Origin of the sequence: Amycolatopsis roodepoortensis (assembly GCF_024628825.1) — a bacterium.
Classification (GTDB): Bacteria; Actinomycetota; Actinomycetes; order Mycobacteriales; family Pseudonocardiaceae; genus Amycolatopsis; species Amycolatopsis roodepoortensis.
Map to the genome: position 1 here is coordinate 7,876,693 of NZ_CP102415.1, position 19,889 is coordinate 7,896,581.

Here is a 19,889-nt window from a genome sequence, read left to right on the forward strand (position 1 = left end):
GGTTATCTATACCGCCGCCTCAGTGAAGCGCTCGTTCCAGGGCGGTGAACCGGGCCGGGTCGGACAGCGCCGCGAGCACGAGGTCGATGAGCGGCAGGGCGTTCTGCATGTCCTGGTCGCTCACACCGGTGAGCAGGACCGCCGCCGTGCCCGAACGTCCGCCCGGCCAGCGGACGGAAAGTCCGAGCGTCAGCGAACGCGGCAGGCTTCCGCCCTTGAAGAGCACTTCACTCGCTCCCGGCGGTACGCGGTCCGCGAGCGGCTTCGCGAGGATCTCGCGCGCGGGTGTGTAGAGGCCCTTCGCGATACTGCGGTGAAGCGAGAACAGATCCGAAGCCGAGCCCTGGCCGTGTCCCTTGACCCACGGCCATTGGGCGTCGGAGGTGCCCGGCATACTCGGCCAGCGCTGGAAGGCTTCAGCACGGAACCCCGGATCACGGACGAACCGGCGCGCGACCGCGTCGCCCATCGCCCGCCGGACGGCGACCGGGCTGCCGGGCGGGGGCGCGTACTCCGGCATCATCAGCATCAGGACCTCGCCACCGAGCGAACGGGTGTCCGGCCGGAACCAGCCGCCTCGCGCGGCCGCCCGCCGGAGGGCGGGGTCGCCGAGGCGGACGCGGAGATAGTCCGTGGCGGCGTTGTCGCTGAAGAGGATCATCGCTTCGGCGAGCCTCGCCAGGGGGACACGCTGCTCGGGATCCTTGGCGATGCCGAAGTCGTCGCAGGGGACGCCAAGCCAGTTGAGCGCTTGGAAATGCGCGCGGCCGTCGGCGACGAAGGGATGGTGGGCGTCCCAGTCGCCCACCCGGATCTCTTCCTGCGGGTCGAGCCGGCTTTCGGCGTACGCGCTGAGATGCACGACCTTGACCGACGAGGCCAGAACACGCCGGACGGCGGCGTTGCGCGCGGCACGGCGGCCCGCGCCGTCGTCGATCAGGACGGAGACATCGCCGCGGTGGGCGGCGATCCAGTCGAGCCAGCCCTGTTCGGTCTTCGTGTCCGGCTGGGCCGCGGTCGCGGTTCCCGGCAGCAGTAACGCGGCCGATCCCGCCGCGGCGCCCGCCAGCAGATGGCGTCTGGTCAGCATGGGTGACATCCTCCCTCTTGTTTTCCGTAATTCCGGAATACTAGAGTCGGAGGCGCCTGTCAAACCCCCGCATCCAGAGGACGAAATGCGGGGAGAAAGAGGAAGGCCCCCGTCCCGCCGAAGCGGGACGAGGGCCTTGATCGACTACCCGAGGGTCAGAGACCGAGCTCGTCCTCGAAGTTGCCCTCTTCCAGGCGCTGCTTGATCGTCGTGACGAAGCGGCCCGCGTCGGCCCCGTCCACCAGGCGGTGGTCGTAGGTCAGCGGCAGGAACGCCATCGACCGGACGGCGATCGTGTCGTTGCCGTCGGCGTCCGCGATCACGACCGGGCGCTTCACGACCGCGCCGGTACCGAGCATGCCGGACTGCGGCTGCACGATAATCGGCGTGTCGAACAGGGCGCCGTTGGAGCCGATGTTCGTGATCGTGAAGGTGCCGCCCGACAGCTCGTCCGGCTTGATCTGGCCCGAACGCGCGCGGCCCGCCAGGTCGGCGATGCGGTGCGCGAGACCGGCGAGGCTGAGCTCACCCGCGTCGTGGATGACCACCGACAGCAGACCCTTTTCGGTGTCCACCGCGATCCCCAGGTGCACCGCACCGTGGTAGGTGATCTCCTTCGTGTCCTCGTTGTAGGACGCGTTGACGTTCGGGTGCTGCTTGAGCGCCTCGACGGTGGCCTTCGCGAAGAACGGCAGGAACGTCAGGTTGACGCCCTCGCGCTCCTTGAAGGCCGCCTTCGCCCGCTGACGGAGCTTGGCGATCTTCGTGACATCGACCTCGTGGACCTGCGTGAGCTGCGCGGAAACCTGCAGCGACTCGCGGGTCTTCGTGGCGGTGATCTGACGGATCCGGCTGGCCTTCTGCACGGTGCCGCGCAGCGCCGCGAGCTCCGGCGAAACCGCGGCCTTGCGCGGAGCCGACGGGGCGGCGGCGGGGGCCGGGGCGGCAGCGGGCTGCGCGGCGGGAGCCGGGGCGGCCTTCTGCTTGGCCTCGGCGGCGGCGAGCACGTCCTGCTTGCGGATACGGCCACCGACACCGCTGCCGGACAGCGACGACAGGTCGATGCCGTGCTCCGAAGCGAGCTTGCGGACCAGCGGCGTCACGTACGGCGCGTTGTCCGAGCCGTTGTCGCTGCTCGCCGCCGGCTTCGGGGCCTCGGCCTTGGGGGCCGGGGCGGCCTGCGGAGCCGGGGCGGGCTTCGGCGCGGGAGCCGCTTCGGCCTTGGGCTCGGGCTTCGGTTCCGGCTTGGGCTCCGGCTTCGGCTCGGGCTTGGGTTCCGGCTTGGGCTCGGCCTTCGGGGCCGGGGCGGAACCGGCGGCACCGATCACCGCGAGCACCCCGCCGACCTCGACGGTCTCGTCCTCACCGGCGCGGATCTCCAGCACGGTGCCGGCGACCGGGGACGGGACCTCGGTGTCGACCTTGTCCGTGGAGATCTCGAGCAGCGGCTCGTCGACCTCGACGCTCTCGCCGACCTGCTTGAGCCACCGGGTGACGGTGCCCTCGGTGACGCTCTCGCCCAGCTCGGGCAGCTTCACCTCGGTGCCTTCGCCGCCCGAAGCCGGCGCGGTGTCCGGCTGGGACGGAGCGGAGGCCTCTTCCTTCGCGGGCTCCGGCTCCGGCTCGGGCTGCGCCTCTTCGGCGGCCGGCTCGGCGGAACCGGAGGACTCCGGCACCCCGCCGGTCCCGTCGTCGATGACGGCGAGCTCGCCGCCGACCTCGACGGTCTCGTCCTCCTGAGCGCTGATCTTCACGACCTTGCCGGCGACCGGGGACGGGACCTCGGTGTCGACCTTGTCCGTGGAGATCTCGAGCAACGGCTCGTCGACCTCGACGGTGTCGCCCTCCTGCTTCAACCACCGGGTGACGGTGCCCTCGGTGACGCTCTCACCGAGCTCCGGCAACGTGACGGAGTAGGCCATCGTTCGCTGACTCCCTTGATATGTCTTGCTTGGTCTGGTTCTTCGACGGTGAGACGTCAGCTGTGGACGTGCAGCGGCTTGCCCGCGAGGGCGAGGAACGCTTCACCGAGGGCCTCGGTCTGCGTGGGGTGCGCGTGGATGAGGGGAGCCACGTCCTCGGGGAACGCCTCCCAGCTGTAGATCAGCTGCGCTTCGCCGATCAGCTCGCCGACGCGGTCGCCCACCATGTGCACGCCGACGACCGGCCCGTCCGGAGCCTTGATCAGCTTGACCCCACCGGAGGTCTTGAGGATCTGGCTCTTTCCGTTGCCGCCGAGGTCGTAGGTGAAGGTGGTGACGTCGGAGCCGTACTTCTCCTTCGCCTGCGACTCGGTGAGGCCGACCGAAGCGACCTCGGGGTGCGAGTAGGTGACGCGCGGGATGCCGCTCTCGTCGATCACGCGCGGCTCCTGGCCGGCGATCTCCTCCGCGACGAAGATGCCCTGCTGGAACCCGCGGTGCGCGAGCTGCAGGCCGGGGACGATGTCACCGACGGCGTAGACGTTCGGCAGGTTGGTGCGCAGGCGGTCGTCGGTGAGGACGAAGCCGCGCTCCATCTTGACGCCGGCCTCCTCGTAGCCGTGCCCGGCCGAGTTCGGGCCACGGCCGACGGCGACCAGCAGCAGGTCGGCTTCGAGCGTCTCGCCGGACTCCAGCGACACGCTGACGCCGTTGTCGTCCTGCTTGGCGCCGGTGAACCGGACGCCGGTCTTGAAGGCGATCTTGCGACGGCGGAAGGCGCGCTCGAGCTGCTTGGACGCGTACTCGTCCTCGTTCGGGACCAGGCGGGGCAGCGCCTCCACGATGGTGACGTCGACGCCGAAGGACGCCCAGACGGACGCGAATTCGACACCGATGACACCACCGCCGAGGACGATGACCTTCTTCGGGATGTAGTCCAGCGAAAGCGCCTGCTCGCTCGCGATGATGCGGCCGCCCAGCTCCAGGCCGGGCAGAGTCTTCGAGTACGAGCCGGTGGCCAGGATGACGTTCTTGCCGGTGTAGCGGGTGCCGTCGACCTCGACGGTCGTGCCGCCGACGAACGTCCCGGTGCCCTCGACGAGGTTCACCTTGTGCGCCTTGGCCAGGCCCTGGAGGCCCTTGTACAGGCGCGAGATGATCCCGTCCTTGTACTTGTTGACGCCGGCGATGTCGATGCCTTCCAGCACGGCCTTGACACCGAAGGTCTCGGCGTCGCGGGTCTCGTCGGCGACCTCCGCCGCGTGCAGGAGGGCCTTGGTCGGGATGCAGCCTCGGTGGAGGCACGTCCCGCCAAGCTTGTCCTTTTCGATCAGGGTGACGGAAAGGCCCAGCTCGGCCGCGCGGAACGCGGCGGCGTAGCCGCCCGATCCGCCACCCAGGATCACAAGGTCGGCGGAGGTGTCGGTCACTTCAATAACTCCTCGGCAAGCGGTAGGGGTGGTGCTCTGGCGCCGCTTCGCGCGGTATACGCGCGCGCGGACACTTGCCATCTTGTCACTACGTATGGAGAGGCTGCGACCTAGGCCGCGTCCTGTGACCCACGGGACACGGCCCGCCAGGGTCGCCACGGTGAGCACACATGCGAGTCGGGATAATGGGCACCGGACGCTACTGGGAAGTGAGGTGGTCGGAGTGGGTCTGTTCGACTCGCTGCGCCGGCGCTCTAAAGGCGGGCAGAAGCCCGGTACGCTGCGGAAAGCCTCTTCGAACGACTTCAAGCATCTTGAGGAGTGGGCCGCTTCACGGACCGGCGTCGAGGCTTATGTCGAGCCCAAGACCAACGTCACGGAGACCACCGTCGTCCTGATCGCCCACGACGGCGAATGGACCCGGCGCCGGATCGAGAGCCTGGACGCGGCTCAGCAGTTCGGCCGCAAACGGTCGATCCCGGTGTACGAGGTGGCGCGGGTCGGCTACCCGAAGCGGATGCGGGAGTACACCGAGCGGAAGAAGCGCGGCGAAGCCTGACGCCCGTCCAAGCCACTCACGACGCTGGCCGCAATCCAGGGCGTCGCGAAAGCCACCTTCGCGACGTCTGATGTCCCGAAAGTGGCTTTCGCGACACGGCCGCGGGAAGTTGCCTGGGATCCACTCGCGACGCTCGGCACCGGCGATCACGCGTGATCGGACGGACGACACGACCGCGGAGAGACCGGACCGAATCGGGCCCGGCGCCTATGCGGATTGCGCCAAAAGGAGCAAGTGCCGCTCCAGCAGCGCCCGGAACGTCGGATGGACCGTCGTGCCCAGCGCCGGGTCGATCTCGACCGTCCGCCACTCGTCGCCGGCGGCCGTCAGCAGTACGACGGCCGGGTCCGCGATCACGACGACACCGCCTTCCGCGCGGAGTTCCGCGGTCCCGAGCAGCCGCGGGAAGACGACGTCGGCGGGCAGGCCGTCGCAGGTCTGCAGGAACTCGCGGTAGTCGTCGGGCAGCCGGAGGCCGAGCCGCGCCTCGGCGGCGCCGATGGTGCGAAGCGAGGCGGCCGGGGGAGCGGTGCCGCCGCCGCGCAGCCGCAGGATGCCCGCGATCATCTCGCGCCAGGAGCCGGTGTCCGGCGGGTAGCGCTCGTACAGCGCCGCGACCAGCGCCCCGGCGCACACTTCGGTCCAGCCGCCGAGCCGTAGCGGGTCCGCGCCGCCGGCGAGCCGCGGCGCGAGACGCCGGGTCGCGGCGAGCACGGCGACGTCCGGGCGGCCCTGGCGCGACGCGATCTCCGCCCAGGCGTCCAGATCGCCTCGCGCGACGGCTTCGCGCAACCGGTCCGGGCGCGACGGCCCGAGATGCGAGACGGCCTCGCCGATCGGGGAGCCGCCGAGCAGACCGTCGAGATCGGACACCCGCCGGGCGAGGTACTCGTCGTGCGCGCGTTCCTCCGCGTCGAGATCGAGCGGGATCATCCCCGCGGCCCAGTCCGGGTGCGCTCCTCGCGCTTCGAAGAGCATCGCCCACGCGCGGGCCTGCACGGCGCTGGGGACCAGCGCCGTGACGGGACGTTCGGTGAGCGCGTGCCAATGTGTGACCAGCCGGTCGGCGTCCGCCATCGCCCCGGACGCGGCGAACAGCAGCGCCGCGTGCGCGATCCGGTCGTCGAGCGCCGCGTCGTCGCCGCTGAGCACGTCCCTGATCGCGCCTTCGAGATACGCGTCCCTGTCCACGGCACCGACCTTGCCACAAAGCGCGTGAAGGCCCCCTTCCCTCGGCTCAGCCGAGGGAAGGGGGCCTTCACGCGCGAAAAGGATCAGCCGTTCGCGGCGATGTCCGCGAGGACCGCGGCGATGGTGCGGACCGGGACGCCGGTGCCGCCCTTGCCGGTGTAACCCCACGGCCCGGAGGTGTTGAACGACGGGCCCGCGATGTCGATGTGCGCCCAGGGCAGGCCGTCGGTGACGAACTCGCGCAGGAAGATGCCCGCGGCGAGCATGCCGCCCCAGCGGTGCCCGGTGACGTTGGCCAGGTCGGCGAGGCGCGAGTCGAGGTCGGCGCGCAGCTCCTCGGGCAGCGGCATGGCCCAGCCGCCCTCACCGGTGGCCTGCGCGATCGAGGCGACGCGGTCGCGGAACTCGTCCGAGCCCATGACACCCGCGGTGCGGTTGCCCAGCGCGACGACCTGCGCGCCGGTCAGGGTCGAGGTCTCGATCAGGTAGTCGGGGTTCTCCTCGCCCGCGCGCACGATGGCGTCCGCCAGCACGAGACGGCCTTCGGCGTCGGTGTTGAGCACCTCGACGGTCTTGCCGCCGTACATGCTGAGCACGTCGCCCGGCCGGTACGAGGTGGCCGAGGGCAGGTTCTCCGCCAGCGGGATGTGCGCGACGACCTCGAGCGGGTACTTCAGCTTCGCGGCCAGCACCACGGAGGCGAGCACGGCGGCCGCGCCCGACATGTCCGAGGTCATGTGGTCCATGTTCGCGGCGGGCTTGATCGAGATGCCGCCCGAGTCGAAGGTGATGCCCTTGCCGACCAGCGCGACCTTCTTCGAGGCCTTCGCGGGCTTGTAGGCGATGCGCAGCAGGCGCGGCTGCCGCGACGAACCGCCGCCGACGCCGAGGATGCCGCCGAAGCCCTTGCGCTTGAGGGCCTTCTCGTCGAGGACCTCGAAGTCGAGGTTGTTCGCCTCGGCCAGCGTCTTCGCGCGGTCGGCGAAGGAGGCGGGGAACAGGTCGTTCGGCGGGGTGTTGATCAGGTCGCGGGCGACGATGACCGACTCGGCGATCAGGCCGGCGGCCTTCAGCGTCGCCTTGTGGTCCTTGGCGGTGCCCTCCTCGGGGCTCACGAAGTCGACCTTGGCGACCGGGGCGTCACCCTTCTCGGAGCGGTACTCGGTGAAGGAGTACGCGCCGAGCACGGTGCCCTCGACGGCGGCCTGCAGGTCGATCGCCGACAGCGTGACGAACGCGCGGTCGGTCCCGCTCAGCGCCCGCGCGGCGGCACCGGCGCCCCGGCGGACCTGCTCGGCGGTGACGCCGTCCGCGCCCGCCTTGCCGAGGCCGACGGCCAGCACGACCCCGGCGGACAGCTTGCCCAAGGTCGGTACCTTGACGACCTCGTCGGCCTTGCCGGACGCGCCGAGGGTGCCGAGGACGTCGGCGAGCTTGCCGTCGAAGGCGGCGTCGGCCACGGAGGAACCGGCGGCGAGGGCCAGACCGTCCTCGCCCTGCAGGGTTCCGATGACGACGACGTCGGCGCGCGTCTTGGCAAGCGCCGCTTCGGCGTTCTCGGTCAGGGCAAGCTTCGGCACGGTCACTTCTGGCTCCTCGCGCGTTCGCGGTGGTACCGGGCGGCCGCCCGGTTGGATCGTGAGCCATGCTAATGACAGCGGGACCTGGGGTAACAGCGGGGCCGATCGGGTAACCGGATGACACTGGAAGGGAGACGGCGTGCGGCTGGCGGGCGGTCTGCTCATCGCACTGGCGGCGGGCGCCTCCGGAGCGGATTACTGGGTACTAGTCGCCGTCGTGATCGCGGGCGTGCTCGCCGTCGCGGCGGAGGCGTTGCTGCCGCCGGTTGGCGACACCCGGCTCGACCGGATCGCAGGCTCCGTTTCGCGGCTGGGTCTGGTCCTCGTCTTCGCGACGACGTTCGGCCAATATGTCTTCCCAGCCGCACCGGGAGCCGCCGCCGCGGTGTTCGCCGTCGTGGTGACCGTCGCCGACCTGGCGGGTGTCCGCCTCGGCGACTACGCCGCCCGCTGGGTCACCGGCCTGCTGCTGGCCGCCGCCGCGTCGCTGATCGCCATCTGCGTCGGGATCCCGCCGCTGGCGCAGTTCATCGCGCCGGACCCGCCGTCCGTGCCCGGACTGGGCCTCGCCGTGCTGGTGCTGCTGCCGTTCCTGCTGCCCCGCCGTCCCGGCGCGGGCCGCGCCGCCGCGGTGGGCGCCGTGGCCGTCGCGATCACCGCCGTCGCGCTCTACCAGCTGGGACCGATCCGGCTGGGGCTTTCGGCGACGTCGTTCCGCGAGCTCCTCGCCGCGGCCGACGCGGTGTCACTCCTGCCGGTGCTGACCGTCGTGGCCGCCGTGGCGACCGTCCCCGTCGCGGTGGACGCCTTCACCGACGGCCGCGAGCGGCTTTCCCCGGAACGTCCGAAGGCGACACTCGCTTGTGGACTGATCGTGGCCGTCGCCGCGGCCTTCGCTGGGCCGGTCGTGGCCCTCGGGCTCGCGGGAGTGGGAACGCTCGCCGAACTGGTTCTACGGTTCCGTGCCCGTCGGTACCGTTCAAGGCGTGCGTGATCCTCACTGGACCCCGGGCGACACGGTCGTCGAACGCTTCCTGCGACCGGACGGCTCGATCGGCCAGCACCACCCGCTGCGCGTCATCTCCGACGACGGCACCGTGCTGCTCGGCTGGCTGCCCGCGGACACCCCGATCGTCGGCAGCAGGCTCGCCGACGGGCGGCTCTTCCGCGAGGCGCCGCTCGAGGAGCGGTTCCGGGTGCCGAGGGTGCGCGTGGCCGATTTCTGGCGCGACACCTCGACGCTGCGCCGCATCGCCGACGACGAATGGTCGTCGGTCTGGTGGTTCTTCGACGCCGGCGGCCGTTTCCTGAACTGGTACGTCAACCTCGAGGTCCCGCTGGGGCGCACGCCGTCGGGACCGGACCGCATCGACGGCATCCTCGACGTCGCCGTCGAGCCTGGCGGACGCTGGCAGTGGAAGGACGAGGACGAGGCGGAGGAGGCCGTCCTCGCCGGCCGCATCACCGCCGGTCAGCTGGAACGGCTGCGCGCCGAGGGCGAGCGGATCGGGGCACTCGCGGACGCCGGGCGGTTCCCCTTCGACGGCACGTGGACCGACTTCCGGCCCGACCCGGACTGGCCGGCGCCCGGCCTCCCCGAGGGGTTGCTCTAGCTCACCTGCAGCAGCAGGAGCAGCACCAGCACGACGTTGATCACCGTGAGGATGACCACCGACTTGGTGGACAGCTCGCGCGGGAACACCTTGCCGTGGATGCTCTTCCACCAGAAGATGCCGAAACCACCGGCGACCAGTCCGAGGAACGCGCCGAAGCCGCTGTCGAGCAGGGCCCAGCCGTCCATCATCAGCACGCCGGTGCCGAAGGTGAGCAGCACGGCCGTCACGAAGGTCTTGACGTCGGCCCCCGCGCCGGGGGTGGCGGACTTGGCCGGCTGGGCCGGGTGGGCGGGCTGCATCTGGTTGTACGTCACGCCGCCATCCTAGGGGCGAGGACCCTCCCGTGTTCGTCGTGACGGACGGATCGAGGGAGGTAAAGATATGCGGACGTCCGACTAACGTGGGTCCGACCAAGCGTTATCGTCTTAGCCATGACGACCTCGACGCAGTTCACCCACCTCCCGCACCCGAGCCCCGCGAGCCCGGAACGCGTCGCGGACGTATTGGCCGCACCCGGCTTCGGCCTGCACTTCACCGACCACATGGTGACCGTGAAATGGAGCGCCGAGCAGGGCTGGCACGAGGCGACCGTCGGGCCGTACGCGCCCTTCGCGCTGGACCCGGCGACTTCCGTGCTGCACTACGGCCAGGCGATCTTCGAAGGCCTCAAAGCGTACCGCCAGCCCGACGGCACGATCGCGGCGTTCCGCCCCGACGCGAACGCGATCCGCTTCCGTAACTCGGCCGAGCGGCTCGCCATGCCGCAGCTGCCGGTGGAGACCTTCCTCGACTCGATCCGCGAGCTGATCGCGGTCGACAGCCGCTGGGTGCCGACGAAGCCGGGCGAGTCGCTGTACCTGCGGCCGTTCATGATCTCCACCGAAGCCGGGCTCGGCGTCAACCGGCCCGCGAACGAGTACCTCTACGCGCTGATCGGCTCGCCCGCCGGCTCGTACTTCTCCGGTGGCGTGAAGCCCGTGAGCGTTTGGCTCTCGACCGAGTACGTGCGCGCCGTCCCCGGCGGCACCGGTGAAGCGAAGTGCGCGGGCAACTACGCGGCGTCCTTCGTCGCGCAGGCGCAGGCCGTGGAGAAGGGATGCGACCAGGTCGTGTGGCTCGACGCGGTCGAGCGGCGCTGGGTCGAGGAAATGGGCGGGATGAACCTGTTCTTCGTCTTCGGCTCCGGTGACGAGGCCCGCGTCGTGACCCCGGAACTGACCGGGTCGCTGCTGCCGGGCGTGACCCGCAAGTCGCTGCTGGAACTGGCGAAGTCGTTCGGGCACCGGGTCGAGGAGCGGCGCGTCTCCACCGACGAGTGGGAGAAGGCGGCGGCTTCCGGCGAGCTGACCGAGGTGTTCGCCTGCGGGACCGCGGCGGTCATCACGCCGGTCGGGCACGTGAAGCACGCGGGCGGCGAGTTCTCCGTCGCGGGCGGGCAGCCCGGCGAGCTGACGATGAAGCTGCGCGGCGCGCTGACCGGGATCCAGGAGGGCACCCGGCCCGCGCCGGAAGGCTGGATGTACCCGCTGAGCTGAGCCCTCGCCGCCAGGTACGTGAAGGCCCCCTTCATTGCGCTAGACGCAGTGAAGGGGGCCTTCACGTACTTGAGCTGGTCGCCCGGTCGCGGCTGTTCGCGGTCGTCGTGGCCGGTGTCGCGAAAGCCACTTTCGCGACGCCACACGTCCCGAAAGTGGCTTTCGCGACGTGTGCGCCGGCAGCGGACTCCCATGAGGCTGAACCGTCCCCAGTGTCATGAAAGGGTCGTTCAGAACAAGAAACGTCCTGAACGACCCTTTCATGACATCCAGGAGGGGGCGTCAGTGTCAGGAAGCGGGGGCCTCGATCAGCGGCCCGCTCACCCCGGCCTGCTCGTGCGTGGCCATCTCCGCCAGCACCCGCGTCGCCATGAACACCAGCGGCAGCGCCGCGACCGCGCCCGTCCCCTCGCCGAGGCGCACGTCCAAGTCCAGGATCGGCTCCAGGTCGAGGTGCTCCAGCGCCAGCGCGTGCGCGGGTTCGCCGCCACGCTGGCCCGCCGCCCACCACTGGCGCGCGCCGGGGACGAGTTCCTCGGCGACCAGCGCGGCCGCGGAGGCGACCAGCCCGTCCAGGATCACCGGCGTCTTGCGGAGCGAGGCCTGCGCGAGGAACCCCGCCATCGCGGCGATGTCGGCGCCCGCGGCGGTGCGCAGCAGGGCGACCGGGTCGGCCAGCACGGTCCGCGCGCGCCGCAGCGCGTCCCGGACCGCCGCGGCCTTGCGCATCCAGGCGTTGTCGTCGATCCCCGAACCGCGGCCGACGACGGCCACCGGCTCACTGCCGGTCAGCGCCGCGACCAGCACCGAGGCGGGCGTGCTGTTGCCGATCCCGAGGTCTCCCGCGATGAGCAGGTCGGCCCCGCCGTCGACCTCGGCGTCGGCGATCGCCCGGCCCGCGCGGACGGCGGCACGCGCCTCCTCGTCGGTCAGCGCGTCCTCGACGTCGATCGAGCCGGAGCCGCGCCGCACCTTGAACTCGCCGATCGACCGCGTCGCGGGGGCGTCGCTGTCGACGGACATGTCGACGACCCGGACGCTCGCGCCGGCCGACGCCGCGAGGACGTTGATGGCCGCGCCGCCGGTCAGCATGCTGCCGACGAGTTGCGCGGTGACCTCACTCGGATAGGCCGAGACGCCCTTCGCCGCGATGCCGTGATCCCCGGCGAACACCACGACCCGTGGCCGCGTGAACGGCCGCGGCGGCGACTGGCCCTGGCAGGCCGCGACCCATACGCCCAGTTCTTCGAGCCTGCCCAGCGAACCGGCCGGTTTGATCAGTTTCGAGTGCAGGGCGATCGCCGCCGAGCGCGCGTGTTCGTCAGGCTGCTCGACTTCGGCGAACTCGAGGATTTCGTCGTTCAACGCCCTGCCCCTTCGGATCGCTTCGGTGGCCGGGCCCAACCTACCCACCCGCCTGTGCAAGAGTTGCCTGTGGCTCAGACGAAGGCCGCCGGGGTGGTGCTCGCGAGCGGCGCGGGCACCCGGGTCGGCGCCAAGCTCAACAAGGTGTACCTGCCGGTGGCGGGCGAACGGATCGTCGCGTGGTCGCTCGCCGCCTTCGCCCGCGTGCCCGGGATCGACGTGCTCGTGCTGGTCATCCGGCCGCAGGACACCGAACTCGCGCAGGAGGTGCTCGCCGCGCATCCGGGCGAGGTCGAACTCGTCCACGGTGGCGCGACGCGTCAAGGCTCGGAGCTGAACGCCTTGCGCCACTTGGCTTCCCGCATCGAGAGCGGCGAGATCGACGCGGTACTGCTGCACGACGCGGCCCGTCCGCTCGTCACGCCGGAACTGATCGCGGACGTCCTCGCCGCCACCCGGCGCCACGGGGGAGCGGTGCCCGGCGTCGCGGCCGACGACATCGTGCGGGTCGACGGCGACACGGTTTCCGGCGCGCTGCCCGGGGCGATCAGGGTGCAGACACCGCAGGGTTTCCGCGCCGCCCCGTTGCTCGAAGCCTACGAAACGGCCGAGCGCGAGGGTTTCGTCGGCACGGACACGTCTTCGTGCATGGAAAGGTTCTCCGCGCTGCCGGTGCGGTGGGTTCCGGGCAGCGCGGAGAACCTCAAGATCACCTACCCGCACGACCTCGTTGTCGCCGAGCAGGTGATCGGCCGAGGTTAGGGATCTCCCTGGTCGGCCTTGGTCGGTATGGCGGGCAGGATCGTGACCGGCCTTCGTGCCTCCATCGGGATCACGCAGTCCGGATGTGGTTGCAGCAGCTGGATCGGCGCGGCGGCGTCGCCGGGCGCCGGGATGGTGAGCACGGCGCGCAGGGTCCAGTCGGCCGTGGAGTGGTACTGCCACGAGACGAGCGCGGGGTGGAAGACATCCGTGTCGGCGAGCGTCGTGACGCGGAACGCGCTCGCCCGTTCCTCGCCGCGGAGGATGAGGACGTCGGCGCAGGTGTCCCATTGGAAGACCGCGGCACAGACCTCCGGTTCCTCCCGGGGGCCGAAGATGTAGACGACCCACCTGCGTCTTCGAAGCTCTTCGAGCAGTTCGTCGATGCTCAGATGGTTCATCGAGCCCCCCAACGGGTTTCGGGAACTTCTCGGAGAGTAACAGGTGTACTAGAGCACCGTCCAGAATGTGTACTAGTACGTAATAATGGGGTGTGAGCAGGATCCTTGGTGCTCGCCCATTGGTGTGCTAGAACGCTTGTGCGCACCGCGCGACCTTGTGAGGAGTCACCTTGCCCGCCGTCGATCGACCCGAACCGCCGTATCTACAGATCGCGGGCAACATTCGCGACGACATCGTTTCGGGCAGGCTCAAGGAAGGCGACGCGGTCCCGTCCGCGCGTGAGATAGCCAGGAACTGGAACGTCGCGATGGCGACGGCCATGAAGGTGCTTTCGACGCTGCGCGCCGAAGGTCTGGTGCGCGCGGTACGCGGCGTCGGCACAGTGGTGCAGACCAGGACACTGCACCGCTCCGCGCACGATCGGACGATCTCGATCGCGCGAACCGGCAAGGTCTATCCGCCGGGCCACTACGCGAAAATCCGTGAAGCCGGCCTGCTGCCGGCGCCGGACAGGGTGGCGGGCGCGCTCGGAATCGATGAAGGCGCTCCGGTGATCCGGCGGCGCAGGACCACGTACGCGAGCGAAGGCCGGCCGGTGTCGACGTCGGTCTCGTGGTTCGACGGCGCTGTCGCGTCGAAGGCCCCGTTGCTCTTCGAGCCGGTGCGGATCGTCGAAGGAACGGTCAAGTATGTGGCGGACCGGACAGGCCGGGTTCTGACCTCGACTCATTCTCAGCACGCCGCGGGGCTGGCGGGTGCCGAGGACGCGGCGGAACTCGGCGTGGCCGAAGGTTCGGCGATTCTGTTGAGTCGCAACAGGTTCATGTCCGCCGAGGGTGACGTACTCGAGTACGGCGAATCGGCGGCCTTGCCGGACCACTGGATTTTCTACGAATACAACATCGAGGACGGGGCATGAAGCACATTCACGCGGGTAAGGTCCGGGACCTTTACGAAATCGACGGCGACATTCTGCTCGTCGCCTCGGATCGCGTTTCGGTCTACGACGTCTCGCTGCCGACCCCGATCCCGGACAAAGGCGCGCTGCTGAACCAGCTTTCCGCCTGGTGGTTCGAAAAGATGGCCGACGTGGTGCCGAATCACGTCCTCTCCACGACGGACGTCCCCGCCGAATTCGCCGGCCGCGCCATGCGGTGCAAACCGCTGAAGATGATCCAGGTCGAGTGCATCGCGCGCGGTTATCTCACCGGCCTCGGAATGCGCGAATACCGGCGCGACGGCAAGGTTTCCGGCGTCGAACTGCCCGCCGGTCTCGTCGAGGCGGACAAGCTGCCCGAGCCGATCTTCACGCCGACCACGAAGATCTCCGACACCGGCCACGACGAGTTCATGACCTTCGCCGACGTCGTGAACGAGATCGGCAAGGAGACCGCGGACCGCCTCCGCGAGCTGACGCTGGAGGTCTATACCAAGGGTGCGGAGCACGCGGCGAAGAACGGCATCATCATCGCCGACACCAAGATCGAATTCGGGTTCGACGCCGACGGTGTGCTGACGCTCGGGGACGAGGTGCTCACGTCGGACTCGTCGCGGTTCTGGCCCGCCGACGAGTACGAGCCCGGCCGCACACAGCACGCGTTCGACAAGCAGTTCGTCCGCGACTGGTCCACGACCACCGGCTGGGACAAGACGCCGCCCGGGCCGGCCATCCCGGACGAGATCGTCGAGGCGACCCGCAAGCGCTACACCGAGGTCTACGAAAGGATCACCGGGAAGACCTGGATTCCCGGTGGTGGTCATGCCTGAACAGCAGGTCTACGACCCGTACCGGCTGATCGACGACGTCGAGGGCCTGCTGATCCAGCGGGGTCACCGGCCGGAACGGCTCGACGGCCGGACCGGTGACCGGGTCGCCGGCGCGAGCAGGTTGCTGCGGGGCTTGGGCATCGATCCCTTGCGCGCCCCCGGTGACGCCCTCGACCTCGACGGCCAGATCGCGTACCAGTCCCGGGTGCACGGCGACTGACCTCTGTCGCGGTTGGCCGGCTGAATGCGGGAAAAGCGTCCGCATTCAGCCGGCCAACCGTGGGGGATCAGGGCGAGCGGGTCAGCGTCGGGTCGGTCTCGGTGACGCCGTCGAGGGCCTCGTCGATCGCGGCGAGCAGATCCGCGTCCAGCTTCACGCCGGCAGCCTTCACGTTCTCGTGCACCTGCTCCGGCCGCGAAGCGCCGATGATCGCCGAGGCGACGTTCGGGTTCTGCAGCACCCACGCCACGGACAGCTGGGCCATCGTCAGACCCGCCTTGTCGGCGATCGGCTGAAGCCGCTGGACGCGCTCGAGGACGTCGTCGTTGAGGAAGCGGGCGACCATGTTGGCGCCACCCTTCTCGTCGGTCGCGCGGGAGCCCTCGGGCAGCGGCTGACCGGGCTTGTACTTGCCGGTGAGCACGCCCTGTGCGATCGGCGACCAGACGATCTGGCTGAGCCCTTCACGTTCGGACGCCGGGACGACCTGCGCCTCGATGACCCGCCACAGCGCGTTGTACTGCGGCTGGTTCGAGATGAGGGGCACCTTCAGTTCGCGGGCGATCGCCGCGCCCTGGGTGATCTGCTCGGCGGTCCACTCCGAGACGCCGACGTAGAGCACCTTGCCCTGGCGGACGAGGTCGGCGAAGGCGAGGAAGGTCTCTTCGAGCGGGACGGTCCGGTCGAAGCGGTGCGCCTGGTAGAGGTCGACGTAGTCGGTGCCGAGCCGCTTCAGCGAAGCGTGCGCCGACTCCATGATGTGCTTGCGGCCGAGGCCCTGGTCGTTCGGGCCCTTGGGGCCGGTCGGCCAGTAGACCTTGGTGAAGATCTCCAGGCTTTCGCGGCGCAGGCCCTTCAGGCCGCGGCCGAGTACCGATTCGGCGGCCGTGTTCGCGTAGACGTCGGCGGTGTCGAACGTGGTGATGCCCACGTCGAGCGCCGCCTTGATGCAGGCCTGGGCCTGGTCCTCTTCCACCTGGGACCCGTGGGTGAGCCAGTTGCCGTACGAGATCTCACTGACATTGAGGCCGCTGCGGCCGAGTCGTCGAAACTCCATGCGCACGACTCTACCCCAGGCCGTTAGCCACGCTAACGACCCGGGTTTCTGCAGATCAGACCTTGTCGCCGGGCTTCACGCGCGGCTTCGGGACCCGCAGCTTGCGGATCTGGCTCGCGCGGATGAAGGAGTACCAGCCGACGGACGTGCCCTTGATCGTCTCGTTCGGGAACTTCAGGCGGACCATCTTCGCGATCCGCCGCCCGCTGAGGAAGCCCTCGACGATCATGCCGAGCAGCATCACGGTGCACAGCAGCGTCGCGTACCGCTGGACCTCGGGGTACGGCAGGATCAGCGCGACGAACACCAGGATCGCCAGCGGCATGAACAGGCCGAGCAGGTTGCGCCGCGAGTCGACCAGGTCGCGGATGTAGGCCTTGACCGGGCCGCGGTCACGGGGGAGCAGGTACTTGTCCTCGCCCGCCATCATCCGCTCACGGCGTTCCTTGGCGGCGTTGCGCTGCTTGAGCTTGTACTCCGGGTCGGCCTTCGCGGACTTCCGGAGCTCCTTATTGCGCTTCATCGCCTCCCGCATGGTGGTCGGCGGGGGCGCCACCGGGCCGCGGCGCTTGGCCTCGGCCTCACGCCGCTTGGGCGTGGCCTTGCCCTTTCCGGGCGTGTACGACTTGGCCTGGACCTCGACGGCCTCGTCGCCGGGGGCCTCGGTGTCCGTCGTGGCGGAGTCTGTGGTGCTACGGCGCAGGAACCTCACCCCACCAGGGTAGTCGCGGGCGTCACGGTCCCACGCACCAGGCCGAGCGATATGTCACCATGGTGGGGAACAGATCGGGACTCCGACGTGTTGGACCATGTGCAAGACGAGTACCCGCAGCGAGTTCGACCAGAGGGAGAACCATGACGACCGCTGAGCAGGCAGCCGCAGCTCAGGCCGAAACCGCCGAGGAGACCCACGGCGTGACGTTGACCGACGCCGCCGCCAGCAAGGCGAAGGCCCTGCTCGAGCAGGAGGGCCGCGACGACATGCACCTGCGCATCGCCGTCCAGCCCGGTGGGTGCGCGGGCCTGCGCTACCAGCTGTTCTTCGACGAGCGCACGCTCGACGGTGACCTGTTCCGTGACTTCGACGGCCTCCGCGTCGCCGTCGACCGGATGAGCGCGCCGTACGTGTCCAGCGCCGTGATCGACTTCGTCGACTCGATCGAGAAGCAGGGCTTCACGATCGACAACCCCAACGCGACCGGAAGCTGCGCCTGCGGCGACAGCTTCCACTGATCCGCGTCGAGGCATGAAGAAGGGCCGCGAACCTCACCCAGGTCGCGGCCCTTCTTCATGCCCGGAACGGGATCAGACGTAGGCGTCCAGATCGGCCACCTGGGCGAGGCACCGCTCGTCCACGGTCCACGGCGGAGCGATCTGCCGGGGCAGGGGCAGGTTCTCGGCCTGGAGGGACGCCGGGATGCCGGCACAGTCGGCGATGAGTTCGCTGATCGATTCCGGTTCGAGGTGATACGTGGAAGTGGTCACGAACGACAAGCTAATGACTCGTGTGCGAGTAGGACACCACTACCAACCGGTAGTGTTGATGGCCGTGCCCGAAGCAACCCGTATGGGGCATGACCTGCGGGTAACTTAGCCGTCCTCGCCTCGGCGGGGCCGACCGACCAAGGAGAACCGGTGGCAGACAACGCCAGGATCGCGGTATCCGGCAGTATCGCAACCGACCACCTCATGCACTTCCCAGGCAGGTTCGCCGAGCAGCTCATCGCCGAGCAGCTGCACCGGGTGTCCCTGAGCTTCCTGGCCGATGACCTCGTCGTCCGGCGGGGCGGGATCGGCGCGAACATCGCCTTCGGGCTCGGTGTGCTGGGCAAGCGCCCGATCCTGGTCGGCGCGGTGGGCTCGGACTTCGCCGACTACCGGTCCTGGCTCGAGCGGCACGGCGTCGACACCGCCGGGGTGCTGGTCTCCGAGGTCGCGCACACCGCCCGCTTCGTCTGCACCACCGACGAGGACCTCTGCCAGATCGCCACCTTCTACGCCGGCGCGATGGCGGAGTCCCGCAACATCGAGCTGGAGCCGGTCGCCGCGCACGCCGGTGGGCTGTCGCTCGTGCTGATCAGCCCGGACGACCCCGAAGGCATGGTCCGCCACGCCGAGGAGTGCCGCCAGCGCGGTTACCCCTTCGCCGTCGACCCCTCGCAGCAGCTGGCCCGGATGGACGGCGCGCAGGTGCGTGCCTTCATCGAGGGCGCGAAGTACCTGTTCAGCAACGATTACGAATGGGAACTGCTGCTGCAGAAGACCGGCTGGTCCGAGGCGGACGTCCTCGACCGCGTCGGCATGCGGATCACCACGCTCGGGGAGAAGGGCGTCGAGATCGTCGGCAAGGGCGGCCTCGCGCTGCAGATCGGCGCCGTCCCGGAACGCGGCAAGGTCGACCCGACCGGCGTCGGCGACGGCTTCCGCGCCGGGTTCATCGCCGGTATCGACGGCGGGCTCGGCCTGGAGCGGTCGGCGCAGCTGGGTTCGCTGATCGCCGTGCTGGTGCTGGAGACCGTGGGCACGCAGGAATGGTCCTTCGACCGCGCCGACGTCCTGGGCCGCCTCAAGGAGGCCTTCGGGCCGGAGTCCGCCGAGGAGATCGCGGCGATCCTGCCTGCTTGAGGCTGCGTTATAGCGCGTGAAGGCCCCCTTCCCTCGGCTGAGCCGAGGGAAGGGGGCCTTCACGCGCGATGGGTCAGGATGGCGGCGAGTTCGGCCGGGCGGGACAGCTGCGGACAGTGCCCGGAGTCGATCTCGATCGCGGTGACCCCGAGCCGCTCCCGGGCGGCACGCCGCATCCACTCCGGTTTCAAAGTCCGGTCCCGCGTGGGGACGATCACCGTCGACGGGATCTCCGGCGCGGCCCCGGCGGGATGTTCGGCGAGTACCGCGGGGTTGAACAAGCGCACGCTGTCCAGCGCCCGCCGTTCGGTCTCGGGATCGCAGTCGTGGAAGAGGAATTCCGACGCCTTAGCGGGATCCGCGGCCGGGTCCACGCCGATCCAGTCCGGTTCGAGCACGTCCCGCGCCTCGTCCCGCAGGCTCCGGCCGCCGTCGAAATCGGGGATGTAGGCGGCGACCCACACCATGGCCCGCGCGTCGAGCGCTTCGGCGATCGCGGGAAGCAGCACCCCGGATCCGGAATGGGCGACGACGACCGGGCGCCCGCCGCCGTACTGCTCCCGCACGTGCTGCGCGTAGCCCTCGACCGGCAGCTCCACCGGGGTCAGCAGGTCCACGGCGATCGCGCGGTGCCCGGCGGTGGTGAGCAACTTGACCACGCGGTCCCAGCTCGCCGGGCTCTGCGTCGTGCCGTGCACGAGGACGAAGTCCATCGCTCCATGCTGGCCTCCACCGGATGAACGGTGAAGGCCAGCATCACGAGTCGTG

Annotated in this window: 22 protein-coding genes; 10 read left to right on the top strand and 12 right to left on the bottom strand. The window is 69.9% G+C overall.

Features of this window, described 5'->3' with window-relative positions:
* Positions 1-19 precede the first annotated feature (19 nt).
* The 3 genes from NQK81_RS37930 to lpdA all read right to left on the bottom strand — a co-directional run bounded on the left by NQK81_RS37930 (position 20) and on the right by lpdA (position 4,442).
* Positions 20-1,090: a serine hydrolase gene (locus NQK81_RS37930; RefSeq protein ID WP_257485313.1), complete on the bottom strand. Its 1,071-nt coding sequence runs from the start codon at positions 1,088-1,090 to the stop codon at positions 20-22.
* A gap of 155 nt (positions 1,091-1,245) precedes the next feature.
* Positions 1,246-3,012 (bottom strand): 2-oxoglutarate dehydrogenase, E2 component, dihydrolipoamide succinyltransferase, encoded by a 1,767-nt coding sequence (gene sucB, locus NQK81_RS37935; RefSeq protein ID WP_257485314.1) that lies wholly within the window; start codon positions 3,010-3,012, stop codon positions 1,246-1,248.
* A gap of 56 nt (positions 3,013-3,068) precedes the next feature.
* Positions 3,069-4,442: a dihydrolipoyl dehydrogenase gene (gene lpdA / locus NQK81_RS37940; protein ID WP_126733821.1), complete on the bottom strand. Its 1,374-nt coding sequence runs from the start codon at positions 4,440-4,442 to the stop codon at positions 3,069-3,071.
* 214 nt (positions 4,443-4,656) lie between these two features.
* On the opposite strand from lpdA, the gene NQK81_RS37945 reads away from it, so the two are divergent.
* Positions 4,657-5,001 (top strand): hypothetical protein, encoded by a 345-nt coding sequence (locus tag NQK81_RS37945; RefSeq protein ID WP_034324128.1) that lies wholly within the window; start codon positions 4,657-4,659, stop codon positions 4,999-5,001.
* Positions 5,002-5,208: 207 nt separating this feature from the next.
* Here the strand turns inward: NQK81_RS37945 and NQK81_RS37950 are convergent, their stop codons facing one another.
* Positions 5,209-6,192: an SMI1/KNR4 family protein gene (locus tag NQK81_RS37950; protein WP_257485315.1), complete on the bottom strand. Its 984-nt coding sequence runs from the start codon at positions 6,190-6,192 to the stop codon at positions 5,209-5,211.
* A gap of 83 nt (positions 6,193-6,275) precedes the next feature.
* Positions 6,276-7,778: a leucyl aminopeptidase gene (locus tag NQK81_RS37955; RefSeq protein WP_257485316.1), complete on the bottom strand. Its 1,503-nt coding sequence runs from the start codon at positions 7,776-7,778 to the stop codon at positions 6,276-6,278.
* A gap of 133 nt (positions 7,779-7,911) precedes the next feature.
* Here NQK81_RS37955 and NQK81_RS37960 point away from each other — a divergent pair, with 133 nt between their 5' ends.
* Together NQK81_RS37960 and NQK81_RS37965 are read left to right on the top strand one after the other, a co-directional pair.
* On the top strand, positions 7,912-8,766 hold the full coding sequence (locus NQK81_RS37960; protein ID WP_257485317.1) for a hypothetical protein: 855 nt from the start codon (positions 7,912-7,914) through the stop codon (positions 8,764-8,766).
* Positions 8,759-9,385, top strand: a complete 627-nt coding sequence (locus NQK81_RS37965; protein WP_257485318.1) for a ribonuclease FAU-1 family protein — start codon at positions 8,759-8,761, stop codon at positions 9,383-9,385. Before NQK81_RS37960 ends, NQK81_RS37965 begins: the two co-directional genes overlap by 8 nt.
* On the opposite strand, the gene NQK81_RS37970 is transcribed toward NQK81_RS37965, so the two are convergent.
* Positions 9,382-9,702, bottom strand: coding sequence for a hypothetical protein (locus NQK81_RS37970; RefSeq protein ID WP_257485319.1), 321 nt, complete (start codon positions 9,700-9,702; stop codon positions 9,382-9,384). The genes NQK81_RS37965 and NQK81_RS37970 overlap by 4 nt on opposite strands.
* 117 nt (positions 9,703-9,819) lie before the next feature.
* Here NQK81_RS37970 and NQK81_RS37975 point away from each other — a divergent pair, with 117 nt between their 5' ends.
* Positions 9,820-10,923, top strand: coding sequence for a branched-chain amino acid aminotransferase (locus tag NQK81_RS37975; protein ID WP_257485320.1), 1,104 nt, complete (start codon positions 9,820-9,822; stop codon positions 10,921-10,923).
* Positions 10,924-11,211: 288 nt separating this feature from the next.
* Here NQK81_RS37975 and cobT read toward each other — a convergent pair whose 3' ends face one another.
* A complete protein-coding gene (cobT, locus tag NQK81_RS37980; protein WP_257485321.1) occupies positions 11,212-12,288 on the bottom strand; it encodes a nicotinate-nucleotide--dimethylbenzimidazole phosphoribosyltransferase in 1,077 nt (358 codons plus the stop codon).
* 93 nt (positions 12,289-12,381) lie between these two features.
* On the opposite strand from cobT, the gene NQK81_RS37985 reads away from it, so the two are divergent.
* On the top strand, positions 12,382-13,050 hold the full coding sequence (locus NQK81_RS37985) for an IspD/TarI family cytidylyltransferase (protein ID WP_126733841.1): 669 nt from the start codon (positions 12,382-12,384) through the stop codon (positions 13,048-13,050).
* Here the strand turns inward: NQK81_RS37985 and NQK81_RS37990 are convergent.
* Entirely contained in the window at positions 13,047-13,451 is a 405-nt protein-coding gene (locus NQK81_RS37990; RefSeq protein WP_257485322.1) for a hypothetical protein, read from the bottom strand. The two genes, NQK81_RS37985 and NQK81_RS37990, sit on opposite strands and share 4 nt — an antisense overlap.
* 170 nt (positions 13,452-13,621) lie before the next feature.
* Between NQK81_RS37990 and NQK81_RS37995 the strand changes: the two genes are divergently transcribed.
* From NQK81_RS37995 to NQK81_RS38005, 3 genes are read left to right on the top strand one after another with little or no spacing between them, the layout of a single operon-like run.
* Entirely contained in the window at positions 13,622-14,371 is a 750-nt protein-coding gene (locus NQK81_RS37995) for a GntR family transcriptional regulator (protein WP_192741087.1), read from the top strand.
* Positions 14,368-15,219 (top strand): phosphoribosylaminoimidazolesuccinocarboxamide synthase, encoded by an 852-nt coding sequence (locus NQK81_RS38000; protein ID WP_034321413.1) that lies wholly within the window; start codon positions 14,368-14,370, stop codon positions 15,217-15,219. The genes NQK81_RS37995 and NQK81_RS38000 overlap by 4 nt, the downstream gene beginning before the upstream one ends.
* On the top strand, positions 15,212-15,439 hold the full coding sequence (locus NQK81_RS38005; RefSeq protein ID WP_039795309.1) for a hypothetical protein: 228 nt from the start codon (positions 15,212-15,214) through the stop codon (positions 15,437-15,439). The genes NQK81_RS38000 and NQK81_RS38005 overlap by 8 nt, the downstream gene beginning before the upstream one ends.
* Positions 15,440-15,506: 67 nt before the next feature.
* On the opposite strand, the gene NQK81_RS38010 is transcribed toward NQK81_RS38005, so the two are convergent.
* On the bottom strand, positions 15,507-16,496 hold the full coding sequence (locus tag NQK81_RS38010; protein ID WP_257485323.1) for an aldo/keto reductase family protein: 990 nt from the start codon (positions 16,494-16,496) through the stop codon (positions 15,507-15,509).
* 55 nt (positions 16,497-16,551) lie between these two features.
* A complete protein-coding gene (locus tag NQK81_RS38015) occupies positions 16,552-17,208 on the bottom strand; it encodes a DUF3043 domain-containing protein (RefSeq protein ID WP_257485324.1) in 657 nt (218 codons plus the stop codon).
* A gap of 143 nt (positions 17,209-17,351) precedes the next feature.
* Here NQK81_RS38015 and NQK81_RS38020 point away from each other — a divergent pair, with 143 nt between their 5' ends.
* Positions 17,352-17,729, top strand: coding sequence for a HesB/IscA family protein (locus NQK81_RS38020; RefSeq protein WP_016336060.1), 378 nt, complete (start codon positions 17,352-17,354; stop codon positions 17,727-17,729).
* A gap of 72 nt (positions 17,730-17,801) precedes the next feature.
* On the opposite strand, the gene NQK81_RS38025 is transcribed toward NQK81_RS38020, so the two are convergent.
* Complete coding sequence (locus NQK81_RS38025; RefSeq protein WP_257485325.1) at positions 17,802-17,990, bottom strand: hypothetical protein; 189 nt, start codon at positions 17,988-17,990, stop codon at positions 17,802-17,804.
* A 141-nt stretch (positions 17,991-18,131) separates the two neighbouring features.
* Between NQK81_RS38025 and NQK81_RS38030 the strand changes: the two genes are divergently transcribed.
* Positions 18,132-19,121, top strand: a complete 990-nt coding sequence (locus NQK81_RS38030) for a carbohydrate kinase family protein (RefSeq protein ID WP_257485326.1) — start codon at positions 18,132-18,134, stop codon at positions 19,119-19,121.
* Between the two features lie 59 nt (positions 19,122-19,180).
* Here the strand turns inward: NQK81_RS38030 and NQK81_RS38035 are convergent, their stop codons facing one another.
* Positions 19,181-19,834, bottom strand: a complete 654-nt coding sequence (locus NQK81_RS38035; protein WP_257485327.1) for an alpha/beta fold hydrolase — start codon at positions 19,832-19,834, stop codon at positions 19,181-19,183.
* Between the last annotated feature and the right edge of the window lie 55 nt (positions 19,835-19,889).